The following is a 16678-nucleotide window of genomic DNA, read 5'->3' on the forward strand; positions in this document are numbered from 1 at the left end:
GTCTCTCAAGTGGAGGTTTCAAGAAAAGCAAGTTTTTTCAAGAAAATACTACCCGGATTTTTAAGATGGATTTGTTCGGAAGTGGGTTTTTGATTCTAGTCAAATGTTGATGCGAAACGAAAACGTAGGGTGGAGATTTTATTGAAAACCGTAGGCTTGAACTTTCTTTTCTTGAAACTGGAGCTTACCTTTACTTTCTTTTTATTTATTTTTTTATTTTTCTCGCGACCGATAGATTTCTTATGAAATGGGATCTAAAAACGTTGATTAGGAAGATAGAAGTTCTTTAGAAAGGGTATGGATTTTTAAAACAGAAAAAAGAAATATAAAATTCATTCCTATTATTTTTCTGGTTTGAAAATCCATACTCTTTCCTGGACTTGATTTTGTGAGTATTGAAAATCACTTTTCGATATTTTTTATTTTATGGAAAAGTTTCAAGTGATTTTCAATACTTACAAAAACAATGAAAAAATAATTCCTAGTGCGATGAGGCAGAAGCGCAGGCAAGTGTGTGGTTTTTTATTTGCTTACTGGTGGTGTTTCTGATTGTTTTTATGATGGCTTGATGCCACAAACGTTCTTGGAATTATTAGATTTTCGGCAACCAAAGAATGTGCTATGAAATTGCTATGGCATCTTGGCCATCGTGAAAACAATTACTTCGATAGTTCTGGCAAATAAAAAATCACACTCTTGCTGGCTTTTTGGTTTTATGGGTAGAAAAATGGCTTTATCCATAGGCAAATCAACTACATATTAAAGCCATTTTTCTATTCATAAAAGCAATGCAAACACTACCGATTTAACCACAACGCTGATAAAACCGTTGTGAAGTTCTTGCGAAATAATTGCTTGAATTTTAAGAAAATGTTGTTCGGAATTATGACAGTGGTTTGTGAAGGACGGTTTTTTTGAGCTGCTCTCTACGAATGTTTCAATGTTAAGATATTATTTATGGAGCTGCTCAAAAAAGTTGTCCTGGAGCAAACCACAAGCGCGTTGGGTGTGGCGGCTGTTTTACATAAATGATATTATAACTTCATTGCAAAAACCAAAAAAACAATAACAAAGCTTTATAATGAATTATAATACTCAATTATGTAACACAGCTTGGGGAAAAGTTTTTGTTGCCCTACCCACAAATTTCCTTTTGAACCGTAAACGTTCTAGGGCGTACAAAAACTTTTGGAGCGTTGGCAAAGGAGGGGCAATTGGAATGTAAAACTTCCTTTTTACCAACGAACGAAAAAGAATTTTCTCGTTATTGGAGACGTAATTAGTGAAATGAAGCAAACAAAGAATTGATGCTAGGAATATTTGGACTAGGAGCGATTTTTGTGCAGCTGAATGAGATAATGGGTTTCAATTAATAAGATCATTCCATTTTTTTAATTGAAGTAATGTTGAATTTAAGTATTTAGAAAATTCAGGTAATCTTTGAATTATAGGACAACTTAAATTGTAGTATTCTAATGGATTAAAATCAATCTCTGGATACCTTGATTTATTGTTGTGATTATGTGAAATCAAATTTGAATAATAAAGAATTAAGACATAATAATTTTCAATCATAGTATTATTGAAATGTTCTTTTGTAATTTCTATAAAATCATTTAGTTGCTTTTCATTTTTTAATAACTCATTAAATTCTTTTCTAGTTTCATCTGCTTTTTCAGGATTTAATTTATAAATTAAATCAAAAACTAAATCCATTTTTTCAATTAAATGCTCTTTAAATCCATTTGGAAGTTCAAAATTATATTCACGTAATTCACTTATCGTTTTTAAAATCTCGTGTAATATTTCATTTGAATATTCAAATATTTCTGTTCTTTTAGGTAATAAATTTAAACCGTTCTCCAAATTATTCGAATAACCATCTAAATTTTCACTTCCAATAATTTTTTCAAATTCATAATCCTTCAAAAAAGCTATCTCTTTTTGTCTTTCGTTTGCAGAATCTAAAAAAACTTTTAGTGTATAGTGACTCGTATTATGTGCATCTTTTTCTTTAGTAAATGTTTTAACCATAAAAGCATACGCTTTTAACCCTTTTTCAGAAGCTTGTTGAAAATGATAAAAGGAATTAGAATACTTTTTGTTTTCATAGAGAATTCGTGAAACTTCTAAATCCGCTATTGCCAGATCTATCCAAGACTGAATGTAATTTTTATTCATTTGAAAAAGTGTTATCAGAATATTTTAAAGATTGTAATTCATTTTTATCATTAAGCCAAATGATGTATTTTCTAAATTTTTGTATGTGATTAATTTTTTTAATTTCATCATTTAATGGATTCTTTTTGATAAAATGACTTGCTAACCAAAATAATTTCAGCTTGTTATTTTTTAAAGCATTTAATAAATTTTCTTTGTTTAACAAAATCAATTCTTGAGTATCACCATAGCTAAATTGTTGTGTATTTATTTGATGTTTGAATCCAATACTATTCTCATCAATATTTAGATAAGTATTATTATCTAACTCTGTAATTTTAAGCAATTCTCTAGTTTTTTTCGATGGTATTTTTATTTCCTCTTCTCCATCAACGTTATTACTCATTACTCTTGCTAAACAGTTATATACAAACTTATTTTCCTGAAATTCAAATGTGTTATTAGTTTCATTTATCCAATTCATCCAAAATAAATTAGAAGGATTTGTATAAGTATCTGTATCAGGATATGCAAAATAGCTGATCGAAATAGATTTTGGATCTTTTATTAACTGTTGAAATAAATGTTTAAAATCATCCTCAAGAATAAAACAACCAATACATTCTATAAATGAGTTAACGGTTTTTGATGAATTTGTTAACGATGTGTATTGATTAATTGCCAAATATTCATTTTCAACATCTTCATCAAAATCAACATTGTTATACTTTAGCCAATTATTAAAATCTATTTTTGGGTCTTTAGTAACAATTTTATCTATTTCTTTTTGAATATCTTTTGAACTGTCAATTTCTGGAGCTAATTCTTCTTTAATTATCCACAATGGCGGATTAAAGTATTCATCTACTTCACTTTCAAGATTAGTTTGTAAATCTTCTATAGGATTATTTATGTGTACAATTTTAGAATAATCATCAATCCAATCGAATTTCCTGTTCTCTTCATTATATTTATAAGGTAAATAGTCTGACAAATAACCTTTTAAATAATGAACAGCCAACCAAACATACTTTTCTTCATATGTGAATTCTTTACTTTTACTACCGTGACTGGCGTCGGTATATACACTCCCTTTTGTTCTGTCAAACCCTAAAGATTTAATATATGCTATTGCCGTTGACATACCCCAAGTTCTTGCAGATTCACAGCCTTTTAAAACTGAACTGTATTTAGAATAAAAATCACTAATAAAAGGATTAGTTTTTTCATATGAATGTGAATTGAAACCAGTAGCTATTGATAAGAAATCATCGTAGGCCTCTTTTATAACATACCAAGACAAATCGTGACCAATTGGATAAAACTCTTCTTTAGGATTAGCAATGTATTTTGAATCAACTTCTAAAATTATAAAATCATCTTTTTTTATAGGTCTTGCTTTTATAGCTTCCTCTTCGTTTATTAGATTAAATTGAAAAGCTCTTTCGATTATCGCTCTAAATCCATATCTAACAATTACATTTCTAAATTTATTAGTATCATTAAAAATATTGTTTAAACACCATAAGGCAATTTCGTGTATAGCATTTTTGTCTTTACATTTAGTTGCAACACCCAGAGTAATTGATGCCAAATCTTCATTAATTTGCGGGTCATTAATTTGCACCATTAAATCTAAAAGTTTCTTGAATTCTATTGGCAGAATTAAAGCCCATTTCGTTAATTTGACACGAATTTTTTCTCGTAGCTTTTGGTCAATAGTTGTCAGACCCCAAGCATATATTAATGGAAGTCCATCGAACATATCAGTTTCGTCTAAATCAAAATTATCATCAAGAATACTTTTTATTGACCATTCATTTAGTTCGTATTCTCTGATATTTAATTTATTTGAAATAATATTTTTTTCTGTACTATCAAGACCAGACCAAAACTTATCTCTTTCAAAAACACTTGGAATGTTTTTTAAAATATCGTGAAGAAACATTGCATTAAAAGCGCTTTCATTATCATATGTCAGAGGTATAATTAAATTTTGTAAGATTTGAAATCTTTTAATGTAATCTTCCTTAAATATTGTAATTATCCAATCCTTAAACTTACTACTTAAATCATTAGGTACTAGATATAAAGTACTTAATTGAAGTTCGAAAACTTCGCTTTCAGAAAACCCTTTTGTCAAAAAATTATCAATACCAATAAGTTTTTGATTCTTTATAAATACATCTGTAATAATATTTTCGATGATTCTTCGATTTGGTATAAAATCTACATAAGAATTATTTACATCATCTAACTCATTTGATAACGGTATTGGCTTAAAAATAGAATCTGGTAAACAATCAATATCTTCATTTATTATTGAATGACTAATTTTGCTTGAAACAACGTTTTCAAGTATTGATTGGTAACTAAAATTATAGAAACGTTCTTTTTCTTCTAATATTGAATTAGTTTTTTTGTCTCTTTCATATTTTATAAGAATTCCGTTATTTGATAAAAATTCAATTAAAAGTTCTATCTCATTATTATCTAAATACTTTAATTTATTTTCAATTTCTAAATCAAAAATTTGAGTATGACTTACTTCGGAATTATAATAAAATAAATCAGAGATTATGTTTAAGAAATCTAAAACAGGTTTTACGGATTTAGATTTTTTAGTCTCTAGTGATTCTAAATATTCATCATTTATTCTTTCGACTTTTAAATTAATAAGTTTAGAAGTGGCAGTTTGAACAAAATCATTTCCTTTGATTGTTGAACCTTTATAGTTTTCGCAAAATAATTTTAAAGCAAATAAACTATCTAATCCTTTTACTAATTGATGATTTTCAATGTTAATATCATATTTTTTGAAATAATCATTTGCAACATCTTCTACCTTTACATCCCCTTCTCTTTTTAATCTTAATTCTTCGTATTGTTTTTTATAAACTGGCAACTTTTGATTATTATAAAAATATTCTCTTGCGCTAAAAACAAACCGAATCCTTTTGTATTTATTAGTTATTTCAATTATTTCATTAATTCTGTCGTACCAATTTGCTTCGTTTGAAAAGTCTTCATCAAGACCATCAATACAAATCAATACAGTTGTATTTTCAGCTGCTTTAATATTGTCAAAAGCTAATTGACAATCTTTTCTAACAGCAATTGCTTCGAGTGCATTGAAAATCTCGTTCTTGTTCCAATTAGTTAACTCCAATTCTTTGGATAATAATTGTGTCCAATCTTTAGAATTAGCTCCTTTTGCTTGAATTAATATGGCTGGTGCAGATTTTTTTACACATTCTTCGACAGCATAAGCCAAACCAAGTGTTTTCCCTGTTCCTGGCTTTCCCAAAATTATGCTAGTCGATATTAGAGTTAAATTATTTTCAATCTCTAAATATTTATTAATAATATCGGTATTAAGCTCTCTTAAACAAATTTTTAAATTTTGATATATAGGTTTCTGAAAATCTGTTGGATTTATAGTCTCAAGTATTTCAACAGCTTCATAAATAGTGTTTAAAATTGTTAGTTCTTTCTCGTCATTTATGCTTAAATTTATTTCAACTCCATTTGTTAATTTTGTTTCTAATTCTGTCGAACTTTTTATTAACTCATCAAGAAAATAATTAATTATTTCAAGCTTGTTCTTGAGGTCATCTGAATTTACAGTGACATTGATAAACTTGGCAGAAATTTTTAAAGTGTGATTTATTTTATTTTTGAGATCTAATATTTTGGCAAGTATCTTTTTTCTAAACGGTAAACTATTAAGTTGTTTGTCTATTAAGTTTTGAATATCTCCTTTTGTATGTAAATCACCAACATACCTTTCTTTTAGCCAGTAATTGGTTTTTTGCAAGTCAAATTTATCCTTTAAAAAACTTGAATAAATTACTTCTTTTTCAAACCAATATTTAGTAACTCCCTCGTTTTCTGGAAATTGTAACTCGTTTAAGATAGTTTGTTCAAACCACCAAGTAATTTTAACGTTGGGTAAAGATTCTTTTATTTCTTTTTCAAAATTTTTAATCCTTTCATCTTCACTGTTTACAGTTGGCTTTTTGCCTCTACCAATTTTAATAGAACTAACATTGTGCGGAATACATATAATATACTCAATGATATTTGGTCTAATATTTAATGCTGTAGTTACAGAATTCTTTATTTGATTTATTTCATTATTATCCAATGCTTGTTTAAACCATTTTGATTGGATCGCAATAAAATTCCCATTTGATAGTTTACCGTAAGCTTCAATTCCGCCATCTCCACCAGCACCATTTATTACTTTGAATTCATCTAATGTAGTATTGTAGTTTCTTGATAAATATCTCTCGAATAATTGATTACATAGAGTCTCAAATGAATTTTGATACCCTCCACCATAAGTATTAAATGAATCCCACATTTGTAATATATTAGATTAGTTCTTATTTATAATTTTAGAGCAATAGAATTAAATTTGTGGATTATTTTCAGTCAATCCTTTTTTTAATTCCTCCAGTATTTCAACAGCATATTTTAAGTCCCAATCTTTATCTCTAATCCATTGTTTTGCGATTGCTGATTTCTCGACATTCACAACATTTTCATTTATAGTTTTTAGGATTCTATCGTTTATTGCTTCTGAAACATTTAAAAACTTGCTGGCTTTTCTTCCTAATACTCTTGCTGCAATTTTAAACTGGTCTAGTTTATCGTCATCAGGAAAAGTATCAAAGTGGTGTTCTATTATTTCATCAAAATTTAGGTCAAAATAATGTTCTATTATCCTTAAAATATCATACAGATCATTCCCACGATCTTCCGGTCTATCGCTCCAGGCAATTAGTTTTAAAATAACCATTCCTGGTAATGATGGAATCTGCACAGACTTTTCTTCTATCTTGATAGTTTCCGGTTCCTGCAACACTTCGGTAAGTCCCAATACGTGCAAAAAGGTATTACGCTGATTGAAATTTACAGTAAATTTTTCTTCAATTTCTCCAAAAGGCAATAAATCAATGACGGTATTGAATTTGGGATGGTAAAATGTCCAAGGAGCTTGCACTTTGTTAAATCCAAATTTGACAAGCTCATCCTCGATTGATTCAAATTCGTGAATAGAGGAAATCATTATCGCAAAATCGATATCTTTTGTACCTCTGCTTGGTTTTATGCCATCTTTTAAAAGATTTAAGGCTACTGCACTTGCCCCGATTAGATAATAAGGTACATTTAGTTTGATCATTACGTCATCAATGCAATCAAAAACTTCCTTGAAGTAAGGAATGGCGAGTTCTTTATAGGTTTGGTTCGATATATTCATTGAAGATTAATTTTGCAGTTTCTTTGCACCTTTTGTCATCAGTAATCATTAAATCGGTATATACTAATTCCTTTGGAGCTGTATTTGTATTGTAATTATTATTCCAAAACCTATCATAAACCATTATTTCTCCCTCATCATCCGGCAACAGTTTGTAATTTAGTATTAATTCTTTTGTTGTTTCTTTTGTGTATAAAATGAATTTTTCCGGACGTAAATGGTTGGTTATTATATCCCCAGCAGGTTCGCCTCCCCAAACTGTTTTATCGGTATTTAATGGTATTGTTCTCCAATCTTTATCTTTGTTTTGAAATCTAAATCGTTGTTTGAAAAGAGTAGGCTTTAATGTTTGTTCGAATTCTGTAATCCATTTGTTTAGTAATTCTTCATAATTATTGATTACATATTCATTTTTGTCTAGTCTTGCTATTAAATTAGTTTCCAATAATCCATTTATGATTAAAGGAATGTTTCCCAATGCTACATTCGTTACTTCTGCAATTTCACGTTGCGTTTGGTTGATTAATTTTGGTTTTAACAGAAAATGAAAAATTACTTTTAATCCTGTTTTGGTAAACGCTCTATTTCCTTTTTCCTTCAGAGTTTTAGTAGCTTCATTCGTATCGATATATAGAAATAAATTATCCGTATTAATATAAACATTCCCATTGCCTTCCAGATAGTTTACACGATTTTCTCGAAGTTCTTTTTTTACTTTTGGATATAATTTTTCTGCCACCAATAAAAAATGGGTGAATTTGTTTTTATAATTAAGAATGTTAAATAGTTGATGGTTTTTGACATCTTTCTTTATTTCAACAAAAAACATTTTTTTTTGATTGTTCAGAATAATGCTTAATTCTCCATCAACTCCTTTATCCTTATTATAGTCAATAGTTTTCCAATCCCAATTTATTGGAACATTTTTCTCTAAATTATGAATCGCATTATTTAAAATATCTATTTCATTCATTGTAAAAACTCATTATGTTCATTATTTACTTATGTTCATTATTCGTGAACAGATAAAAATTATGAACAAATATATGGATTTTATATAAATAGCCACTATTTAAGGGAAGTGTTTTTTTAAACAATTGAAAGTATTGAATGGAATATTAAGAAATAAAACTATCTTATTTTTCCCAAATTACACTAATAATAGTTTCATATTGTTTTGTAGGAATACAGTATTCAAAGAAATCAGAATCATCTTCATCATCTTTTAACTCGAACCATATAGATTTGTAAATTTGTTGTGCTTTTTCTTTACCAGAATAAAGATATTCATAATTAGCATCTATATATTCTAATGCAACAGAATCCTCGGGAGGCGCTAATTTGGTAATGTTTTTGATTTTTATCCAAAAATTATTTGATTTGCTCCAATATCGTACTACACCTTTATTTACAAACACCACAAAAAGGGGATAAATATCTAGGGATAATAATCTGTAGATTATTGAAGTCAAACTAGTCTTAAATCTTATTGATAAATCTTTAACTAAATCGGGAGAAAATTTTTTTCTAAATGTTTCTTTTCTAATAAGGTCTTCAGGCATCAAAAGTTCAGATGCAAAATCATTAGCTTCCCATTCCTGAATTCCTTTTTTTGCTTGTTGAACTGTAGTATTAAACCAATTTAAAGTATTTGAAGTTTCATTATGTGCTCCAAGATCTAATTTACTATGTAACAAAAAGTGACCTATTTCGTGAGCAATAGTAAATCTCTTTCTTTCTTCAAATTGAATTTCAGAATTAATTTTTATTAGAGTTTTAGAATTTCCTCTTACAATTTTACCATCTGAATTCTTAAGTGGCATTTCAATAAGTGTTGCTCCAAGACTGGCAACAAATATATCCATAGGTATATCTGTTATTTCTTCAAAGCCAATTTCAAGTAATAGTTCTTTAGCTTTTCTTGCCCCTTTACTGTTCTTTATCATTTTCCAATTTCTCTAATAGCTCAAGTAAATTTTGATCTTTTATGATCTCTTGAATTTCTTCAATATCTAGATTCTCAAGATTTCTGTATTGAACTTGGAACTGGTTATTTTCAATTAGTCCTTTTAAATAAGTTATAGGTTTATCAATATTTTTTTCAATAGCTTCACGTAAAAGATTGGATGCTTTTTCTAATAGCATAATATCTTTTTGCTTGTTCATCATTCCTTTTAATAAAAATGCTTGTTTCTTGAAATTTTTTTGAGAATGGGTCTCAATCAAATTTAAATCATATCCTTGTTCTAAAAGGATAGAATCATAAGCCGAATAATCTCCTTCAATAATTTGAGAAATTATGGCATTGTCTATTTTATTTATGAAATTATTTTTCATAATTCAATACTTTGAGTTTTTCTCTGATAACTGGCAATTTTCTTTCTAATTTTTTCTTTATGTTGGTTAATTCTGTTAGGCTTATACCAAATAGATCTGCTAAATCCTGTCGCTTCATACCATTTATAATATAAGGCTCAAATAATAATAATTCTTCATCGGTTGCACCTAATATAATCAATTCATCATTACAGATTGATAACATTTCTTGATAATTGGAATCATCAAACGACAATTCTGTATCATTATCTAAAATTTCGAATGTGGAATTCATTTTTTCTAATTCTGTATTCAAATTATTAGAAATCACACTATCTAATGCACTAATAATTTGTTTTCGAAAATCTGGGAATTTTTCAGGATACCAATTGCGACCGTTAATTTTAAGAAATGATTCAATTGTTTCACTAATAAAATCTTCAATCATAAGACCTCTAAAACCTTTTCCCAAATCATATTTTATTTTAAATACACTATTTAGTCTTACTATACAATGTTTCATCAATAACGTATTGAATTCAGGAGTATATACTTCTTGAATAGCCCTACATTTTTCGTCAAAAGTTGCAACTTTTCGATATTCAACTCCCATTTATATAGTAATGCTTTAATTTATCTTAAAATTTCCACAGCGATGGCAATTTATTACTTTTTCATAGCATTACAATGTATAACACAATAAAAAATATTAAAAATGACAAAATTAGCCGATTACTTTATCTCGGGAGTTTGGAAAGACAACTCCGAAAGAATCACAGATGTAATGTTACATACTGTAAACGAAAATAATTCATTTAATATGGGTGTAAAAACATCTGAATCAAATGCAATTAACTTGGTGAAATCAAAAAAAACTATTAAAACAATTACCTGGGGCTATCCTCATTGGCAGATTGGCGCATTGGTAACGATTGTTACTATTGGAAATGTAGAATATTTAAGAACCGTCGCAAACGCTTCTGTAAAAGACAATTTAGACAATTCAATTAATATGGAACCTATAAAATAAAAAATATGAATATAGTAAAACACTTTAATTTAGAACCTGGAGACAGAATAATTATTCCAAAAAGTCTTTTAGGTTTAGTACAACACCACGCATTGTATTTAGGGTATAATAATTTAGGACAACATCTTATCTGTGAAAACGCGTTTGGTGTTGGTGTAAAACTAACTAGAGTAGAAGATTTTTTTTATGATGTAAAAAGAGTGACACGTATAGAAAAGTTTCAAGGAAACAATTTTGAAAGAAAACAAATAGTTCAGAAGGCATTGACTAAATTAGGTAAACCATATAGTTTGATAAACTATAATTGTGAAAGTTTCTGTAATGATATTCAGTATAATGTAATAAAAAGTCCTCAAGTATCAGCTGGATTACTTATTGGTTTTGTGGGGTTAGTATTCGCTTTATCAAATAGTAGTTATGGAAAATAAAACGTTTAAAATTTTATCTATAGATGGTGGCGGGATAAAGGGATTGTATAGTGCATCTGTTTTAGCATCTGTTGAGAATAAAACAGGAAAAAACATTACGGATCATTTTGATATGATATGTGGTACTTCTACAGGTGGTTTAATTGCAATTGGTTTAGCCAATGGAATGAGTGCTCAATCGTTAGTGGATTTATATAGTACTAAAGGTTCTAGAATATTCCCTACTTCAAATAGTTATATTATTAGAGGTTTTCAGAATTCATATAAAATAATTAAGMAAATATTTTTCTCCAATAAACATTCTGTCAAGCCTTTGAAAAAAATACTTGATGATTTGTTTGGAGATAAAACAATGGGTGATGCCAATAATTTGCTTTGTATTCCAAGTTTTAATTTAACCAATGGACAACCAAAAGTTTTTAAAAAATCCGGTAATCAAACTGAACATTTTGTAGATAAAAATATAAAACTTGTAGATATTGCATTAGCTACTTCTGCCGCTCCAAGTTATTATCCAGTTCACGAGCATAACAACTTTTTATATACTGACGGAGGTGTTTGGGCAAACAATCCCTCACTTTGTGGATTATTAGAAGCTATTGATTATTATGTTGGAGAAGGAAAAGAATATGATGATTTTAGCATTTTATCAATTTCTAGTATAACTAATCCAAATGGTTGGATATCTACTTCAAATAAATCAAAGTCAATTATTGGATGGAAAGAAAAGATGTTTCAAACGGCGTTGGATGGACAATCGTTTTTTACAGACTATTTTTTACAGAAAATTGTACCAAAAATAACTCCTAAAGGGAATTATTTTAGAATAAAGTCTCCTGAATTGTCGAAAGCTCAAATGAATGTTATTACTATGGATAGAGCTGATAAAAATACACTATTAACAATTCAATCACTAGGAAATCAAGTTGGCAATACATTTGCCACAAAACCTGAAGTCTTAGAATTTTTCAAAACTATTAAAAATTATAAAAACAATTAATATGGCAAACTGTCACAATTTGTTTGGAGAATTTAATACCGAAATCTCTCTAACATCAAATAAAAAATCAAAAATGACTAACTCTAAAGACGGTATTAGAGAAAGAATTAGAAAATATTTTAAAGAAAATCATCCTGAATACACTCCAAAATTCTATATACAAGGTTCTTATAAAATGAAAACTGGTATTAGAACCAAAGATGATATTTGTGATTTAGATGATGGCGTTTACTTCTTTAGAACACCAGATGTAACGGCAACGACATTGCAAAATTGGATTTGGGATGCCGTTAATGGATATACTACAACTTCTCCGGAACATAGAAAAAAGTGCATTAGAAATATTTTTTCTGGTGATTATGAAATTGACATTCCTGTTTATTATAAAGTGAGTGGAGAAGAATATAAACTTGCTGTAAAAAATAATGGTTGGGAAGATAGCGATCCAAAAGCACTTATTGATTGGTTTAACAACAATAAAGATGCTAATAATAAGATTGTAAAAGTCATAAAAGAAATGAAAGCTTGGTGTGATTATAAAAGAAATAAAATGCCAAGTGGACTTGCAATGACTATTCTAGCTATGAATGCAAAAGAGAAAATTGTTCTAAATGATAGAGATGATATTTTATTGACTGATATTTTGAGAGAAATTAAAAAAACTTTAGCTCAAAAATTTGAATGTATTGTTCCTGCCACTCCAAAAGATAATTTATTTGCTGATTATGATGAAACAAGAAAAACTAATTTTCTAAATAATTTGGATAGCTTTCTTTCTGATGCAGAAGCAGCATTGAAAGAGCAAAATCATCTTAAAGCTAGTAAGTTATGGCAAAAACATTTAGGGAATAGATTTCCTGATGGAGAGGACAAAAATGAACAATCAAATAGTAATTCTGCAACGACAACTGGCGCGGCATTATCAAGACCTTGGGGGAAATAAAAAATGAATGGTTATACAATCTTTGAAGAGCAAGTAACAGCTGTTGTTGAGAAATACAAGGAATTGTCTTTTAAAATTGAAGATGGAATTCCTTGTATTTTCGGGACTATTATTTTGGCTGATGAATACGGGAATATTGAAGATACTTATCAAATTGAGATTAAGGCTGTAATTGATTATCCTTATAGTTTTCCTTTGTTATTTGAAACTGGAGGACGCATTCCAAGAAATATTGATTGGCATATATTTGAGAAAACTGGAAACTGTTGTATTGCGTCTCCTCCTGAAGAATTTATCATTTGTAATAGTGGAATTAGGTTACTTCAATTTATTGAAAATCAAGTTAAAAATTATTTTTATAGTCAAACATTCCGCAATCAGAATGGTTATTTTTTAAAAGAAAGATCTCACGGTAATGCTGGTTGGATTGAGTTTTTTGAGGAAACTTTTATGACAACTAATATTTTTAATATAGAATTTGGGTTAATTCAAATACTTGAAGGTAAAAAAATAGATAGGGTTTCAGATTGCTTTTGTGGTAGTGGTAAAAAATATAGAAAATGCCACAAAAAAAGTTATGATGTTTTATCGAAATTAACTTTAGATAATGTCCGTTTATTTATGAATGCTTTGAGAGATACTAATGAATATAAAATGGCAAAACAAAAGCAATTTTAGGATAGTGCCCGCCAAATTAATTGAAAGTTTTATTTTCTTTTATCCTCAATTCCTTTTTCAAAACCAATCAAATTAATCATTTCACGTAACCGAGAACGAACCCGATTCCCATAAACATTCTCAATTTCACTTGCAGAAAGATTAGTAGTGATATGCGTTTGGATTTTTTTACTTGTGAAAATATCATAGCGACTTAATAGAATTTCTGCCATAACATTACATTCGTTTCCGTAATATTTCAGGTTGTTTTCAGTTCCTAGATCGTCGAAGCATATTGTTTTGGGTTCGGATTGATAGAGTTTACCTTTGCTGTATTTGTGGATTATTTCGTAGCCGTCCTGGATAAATTCAAAACTTATATCTCGACACGGTTTTATGAAAAACTTATGCTCTGTTGGTGCTAAGTGTTTCATTAAATTCATTAGTGATGTTTTACCACATCCAACTGGGCCAGAAAGTAAAATTCCTTTATTGAGGTTGATGTTGTATTGAAAACAAGTTGCTTCATCTTTTAAAAAATAAGCAATGAGTTTATAAATTATGGGATAATCGCTTTCAAGAATTTTGAAATGATTTCCGTATAATTCAACGCCTTTTTTTTCTAACCAAACAATTATTTCAGTGTAGCTATAATGGCTCTGAATAGTCTTTGTCTGTTCCTGTGTTGAGGTGTTTTGCTCTGTTAGATTGTGGTTCATTTGAAATGAATTTAGGTGCGTTTAATATCCAGTTTTGTGCTGATGCCTGCCAATCGACCATCGGGGTTTTGCCACCGACTAACCAACCGTTGCTGGAGAAATAATTAAAAAACTTAACGGCTTCGAGTTCCGGAAAGTGTTGTTCGAAAAAATAAACTTTCACATTTTCGATTGTTGGTGTTACATCTTTCTTTTTTTGGCGCAACTTTTTTTCTTTTTCAGCAGTTTCGTTTTTTAAAAACTCATCATCATTTTCATTTTTTTTTGCTTGCTCGTCCAAGTTTGCAATCTTTAAATCGTTTGAAATGTTTGGTATGTTTGTATTGTTTATATAAGATACCAGAGCTTGTTCAGTACCTGTCTCATTACTTGTACCACTACCAGTATAAAGCTTGTTCACTACTTGTTCATTGACAAGTTCAAAAACAGGTTCGTTTTTTGGTATTGCTGTTTTTTCACTTTTGGGAATTGGTTTTAAATCATCTGAAAAATTGAATAAATAAACGTGGCTTCCTTTGAATGGATTGTATGATGGTTCGTAGTTGATATAACCTAGAGAATGTAAGTTTTTCAAACACTTATGATAGGTTGCTTTGGAACTGATTTTGCTTATCCGCATTACCTCATCACGAGAAATACTGATTGGATTTTTGAACCGATTGCAATTCCAGAATTGAAACAACGACATATACAAACTTACGTGTGTTGGATTGAGTGTTTTGTCGATAGCCACTTTTTCGAAAAATCCTGTTAGATGTTTTATATAATTCATCTTGGAAATTATTTGCGATTGAATAAATTGGGGGTGGCTTCGACTTTGTTAGTTTCTAAAACTTTGTCTAAATCGCTACTGGCATAATATAGAATGCCACCGATTTTAGTATAAGTGATTGTTCCGTTCACTCGAAGGTTTTGTAAAGTACCTGGAGAAATGTTTAACAACTTTCTGACTTCGGAAGATTTGAGCCATTGTTTTTGCTGTTGAGGTTTTGAATTAAACATTGCGTTTAGATCGGAAAGAAGAAGTGTACGGAATTCGTTCAAATCTTCGCGAGTAATAACTTCGATTGCCATAACGTGAGGTTTTAGATTGTTATGGTACAAAATTGTATGTTTTGATTGGTTTTATTCCCCAAGTTGTACCCAAGTTGGGTGTTTTATTTTTTTAAATCAGCGTTAGCCCTTGTTTTTATTAGATAATTTTAAAAGTATATCAAGAAAAACAAATTTTTTCACTCTCAAATTACTAGATTTTTAAAAATGAACTTGGGTGTTTTTATTTTTCATCAGCCTCATCAATTCTTTTAATCAAACTTTCTGCCAATGAATTTAAGAATTTTGTACGTACCCCTTTTCTTGTTTTCAATTCTAAAAATGTTCTGTAATATTCTCCTAAATCAATATTGAATATTTTTTCGAAATATTCAGCTATTTCTTTTATTTCTGACGAACCATTATTGATGACTTTTTGAGTTTGTAGGGCATATAATAATTCGATTAATGCCACTTTTGAACCCGTCCAAATCAATTTTGTATTGTTTGTGTTTTGAGATTTTTCTTTGAGCGTTTTGTAATCAATAGCTCGCAATCGGTCTTCGATATAGACTTGAACTAAATCGTGTGCCAAAATTTTGGCTAATTTAAAATCGTGTGAAGTAGTGAAACTATGATCGGCTTCAAAATAAAAACTATCAACTGCCAATTTAATATCAATTTTGCCACGGATAAAATATTTTGTATCAAGATATGTAGCGCCAGTACGATGGTATTTATTGAAATCGTGGTTGTTATAAAAATACCTTCTTATTTTATCCAATTCATTATTGAGGTATTTCTTTAAAATACGTTCGCCACCATAGGGCATTTGAGCCTCCATTTTGTAAATGATGTTGTAGTATATGAGTTTTGAAGTAAATTTTGGCTTTACATTTTTGAAAAAATCTATTTCTTTTTCTTCGCTTTTAATGTTCTCTTTTATGAAGATATTTTTGAGTTTTTGAACTGATTTTAAAATAATTTCAATTGCTTTTTCACATTTTACTAAATTATCATCAATTTCAAGATTTATGAAATTAAGTTGTTCGTTAAGGTCAGAAAGAAGTAGGTTTATTTTTTGATTCACTATCTTATTTTGAAGATTTTTTCGATTTTAATATTTT

The 16678-nt window shown here is 29.0% G+C and carries 16 protein-coding genes; 5 read left to right on the plus strand and 11 right to left on the minus strand.

The annotated features are described in order from the left end of the window. Positions 1–1365: 1365 nt before the first annotated feature. The 7 genes from AC1DVP_RS18145 to AC1DVP_RS18175 all read right to left on the minus strand — a co-directional run bounded on the left by AC1DVP_RS18145 (position 1366) and on the right by AC1DVP_RS18175 (position 10355). Positions 1366–2181: a HEPN domain-containing protein gene (locus AC1DVP_RS18145; RefSeq protein ID WP_477184892.1), complete on the minus strand. Its 816-nt coding sequence runs from the start codon at positions 2179–2181 to the stop codon at positions 1366–1368. Then, positions 2174–6526, minus strand: a complete 4353-nt coding sequence (locus tag AC1DVP_RS18150) for an NACHT domain-containing protein (RefSeq protein WP_477184893.1) — start codon at positions 6524–6526, stop codon at positions 2174–2176. Before AC1DVP_RS18150 ends, AC1DVP_RS18145 begins: the two co-directional genes overlap by 8 nt. A 48-nt stretch (positions 6527–6574) precedes the next feature. Next, positions 6575–7426 carry a nucleotidyl transferase AbiEii/AbiGii toxin family protein gene (locus AC1DVP_RS18155; RefSeq protein WP_477184894.1) on the minus strand — a complete coding sequence of 284 codons (852 nt, stop codon included), beginning with the start codon at positions 7424–7426 and terminating at the stop codon, positions 6575–6577. Then, positions 7401–8399 (minus strand): type IV toxin-antitoxin system AbiEi family antitoxin, encoded by a 999-nt coding sequence (locus AC1DVP_RS18160; RefSeq protein ID WP_477184895.1) that lies wholly within the window; start codon positions 8397–8399, stop codon positions 7401–7403. Before AC1DVP_RS18160 ends, AC1DVP_RS18155 begins: the two co-directional genes overlap by 26 nt. A 163-nt stretch (positions 8400–8562) precedes the next feature. Continuing rightward, positions 8563–9372 (minus strand): ImmA/IrrE family metallo-endopeptidase, encoded by an 810-nt coding sequence (locus AC1DVP_RS18165; RefSeq protein WP_477184896.1) that lies wholly within the window; start codon positions 9370–9372, stop codon positions 8563–8565. Further along, the gene (locus tag AC1DVP_RS18170; protein ID WP_477184897.1) at positions 9356–9763 is read right to left on the minus strand and encodes a hypothetical protein; all 408 of its coding nucleotides are present in this window, start codon (positions 9761–9763) and stop codon (positions 9356–9358) included. The genes AC1DVP_RS18165 and AC1DVP_RS18170 overlap by 17 nt, the downstream gene beginning before the upstream one ends. Continuing rightward, complete coding sequence (locus AC1DVP_RS18175; RefSeq protein WP_477184898.1) at positions 9753–10355, minus strand: hypothetical protein; 603 nt, start codon at positions 10353–10355, stop codon at positions 9753–9755. Before AC1DVP_RS18175 ends, AC1DVP_RS18170 begins: the two co-directional genes overlap by 11 nt. Positions 10356–10457: 102 nt before the next feature. On the opposite strand from AC1DVP_RS18175, the gene AC1DVP_RS18180 reads away from it, so the two are divergent. From AC1DVP_RS18180 to AC1DVP_RS18200, 5 genes are read left to right on the plus strand one after another with little or no spacing between them, the layout of a single operon-like run. Beyond that, on the plus strand, positions 10458–10772 hold the full coding sequence (locus AC1DVP_RS18180; protein ID WP_477184899.1) for a DUF3892 domain-containing protein: 315 nt from the start codon (positions 10458–10460) through the stop codon (positions 10770–10772). Between the two features lie 5 nt (positions 10773–10777). Then, positions 10778–11200, plus strand: coding sequence for a lecithin retinol acyltransferase family protein (locus tag AC1DVP_RS18185; RefSeq protein WP_477184900.1), 423 nt, complete (start codon positions 10778–10780; stop codon positions 11198–11200). Further along, entirely contained in the window at positions 11190–12200 is a 1011-nt protein-coding gene (locus tag AC1DVP_RS18190; protein ID WP_477184901.1) for a CBASS cGAMP-activated phospholipase, read from the plus strand. The genes AC1DVP_RS18185 and AC1DVP_RS18190 overlap by 11 nt, the downstream gene beginning before the upstream one ends. Position 12201: 1 nt before the next feature. Further along, positions 12202–13143: a cyclic GMP-AMP synthase DncV-like nucleotidyltransferase gene (locus tag AC1DVP_RS18195; protein WP_477184902.1), complete on the plus strand. Its 942-nt coding sequence runs from the start codon at positions 12202–12204 to the stop codon at positions 13141–13143. Between the two features lie 3 nt (positions 13144–13146). Further along, complete coding sequence (locus AC1DVP_RS18200; RefSeq protein WP_477184903.1) at positions 13147–13821, plus strand: hypothetical protein; 675 nt, start codon at positions 13147–13149, stop codon at positions 13819–13821. Between the two features lie 29 nt (positions 13822–13850). Here the strand turns inward: AC1DVP_RS18200 and AC1DVP_RS18205 are convergent, their stop codons facing one another. The 4 genes from AC1DVP_RS18205 to AC1DVP_RS18220 form a co-directional block, all read right to left on the minus strand. Then, positions 13851–14519: an AAA family ATPase gene (locus AC1DVP_RS18205; RefSeq protein WP_477184904.1), complete on the minus strand. Its 669-nt coding sequence runs from the start codon at positions 14517–14519 to the stop codon at positions 13851–13853. Further along, a complete protein-coding gene (locus tag AC1DVP_RS18210; RefSeq protein WP_477184905.1) occupies positions 14449–15291 on the minus strand; it encodes a transcriptional regulator in 843 nt (280 codons plus the stop codon). The genes AC1DVP_RS18205 and AC1DVP_RS18210 overlap by 71 nt, the downstream gene beginning before the upstream one ends. Positions 15292–15299: 8 nt before the next feature. Then, positions 15300–15593 carry a helix-turn-helix domain-containing protein gene (locus AC1DVP_RS18215; protein ID WP_477184906.1) on the minus strand — a complete coding sequence of 98 codons (294 nt, stop codon included), beginning with the start codon at positions 15591–15593 and terminating at the stop codon, positions 15300–15302. A gap of 202 nt (positions 15594–15795) precedes the next feature. Beyond that, a complete protein-coding gene (locus AC1DVP_RS18220) occupies positions 15796–16641 on the minus strand; it encodes an RteC domain-containing protein (RefSeq protein ID WP_477184907.1) in 846 nt (281 codons plus the stop codon). Between the last annotated feature and the right edge of the window lie 37 nt (positions 16642–16678).

The organism is Flavobacterium sp. P3_A6 (genome assembly GCF_056403035.1).

Coding starts and splice junctions, on each gene's coding strand:
- AC1DVP_RS18155 (WP_477184894.1), bottom strand. CDS start 7,426: ATGAATATATCGAACCAAACCTATAAAGAACTCGCCATTCCTTACTTC.
- AC1DVP_RS18200 (WP_477184903.1), top strand. CDS start 13,147: ATGAATGGTTATACAATCTTTGAAGAGCAAGTAACAGCTGTTGTTGAG.
- AC1DVP_RS18175 (WP_477184898.1), bottom strand. CDS start 10,355: ATGGGAGTTGAATATCGAAAAGTTGCAACTTTTGACGAAAAATGTAGG.
- AC1DVP_RS18205 (WP_477184904.1), bottom strand. CDS start 14,519: ATGAACCACAATCTAACAGAGCAAAACACCTCAACACAGGAACAGACA.
- AC1DVP_RS18185 (WP_477184900.1), top strand. CDS start 10,778: ATGAATATAGTAAAACACTTTAATTTAGAACCTGGAGACAGAATAATT.
- AC1DVP_RS18160 (WP_477184895.1), bottom strand. CDS start 8,399: ATGAATGAAATAGATATTTTAAATAATGCGATTCATAATTTAGAGAAA.
- AC1DVP_RS18145 (WP_477184892.1), bottom strand. CDS start 2,181: ATGAATAAAAATTACATTCAGTCTTGGATAGATCTGGCAATAGCGGAT.
- AC1DVP_RS18195 (WP_477184902.1), top strand. CDS start 12,202: ATGGCAAACTGTCACAATTTGTTTGGAGAATTTAATACCGAAATCTCT.
- AC1DVP_RS18210 (WP_477184905.1), bottom strand. CDS start 15,291: ATGAATTATATAAAACATCTAACAGGATTTTTCGAAAAAGTGGCTATC.
- AC1DVP_RS18215 (WP_477184906.1), bottom strand. CDS start 15,593: ATGGCAATCGAAGTTATTACTCGCGAAGATTTGAACGAATTCCGTACA.
- AC1DVP_RS18165 (WP_477184896.1), bottom strand. CDS start 9,372: ATGATAAAGAACAGTAAAGGGGCAAGAAAAGCTAAAGAACTATTACTT.
- AC1DVP_RS18150 (WP_477184893.1), bottom strand. CDS start 6,526: ATGTGGGATTCATTTAATACTTATGGTGGAGGGTATCAAAATTCATTT.
- AC1DVP_RS18170 (WP_477184897.1), bottom strand. CDS start 9,763: ATGAAAAATAATTTCATAAATAAAATAGACAATGCCATAATTTCTCAA.
- AC1DVP_RS18180 (WP_477184899.1), top strand. CDS start 10,458: ATGACAAAATTAGCCGATTACTTTATCTCGGGAGTTTGGAAAGACAAC.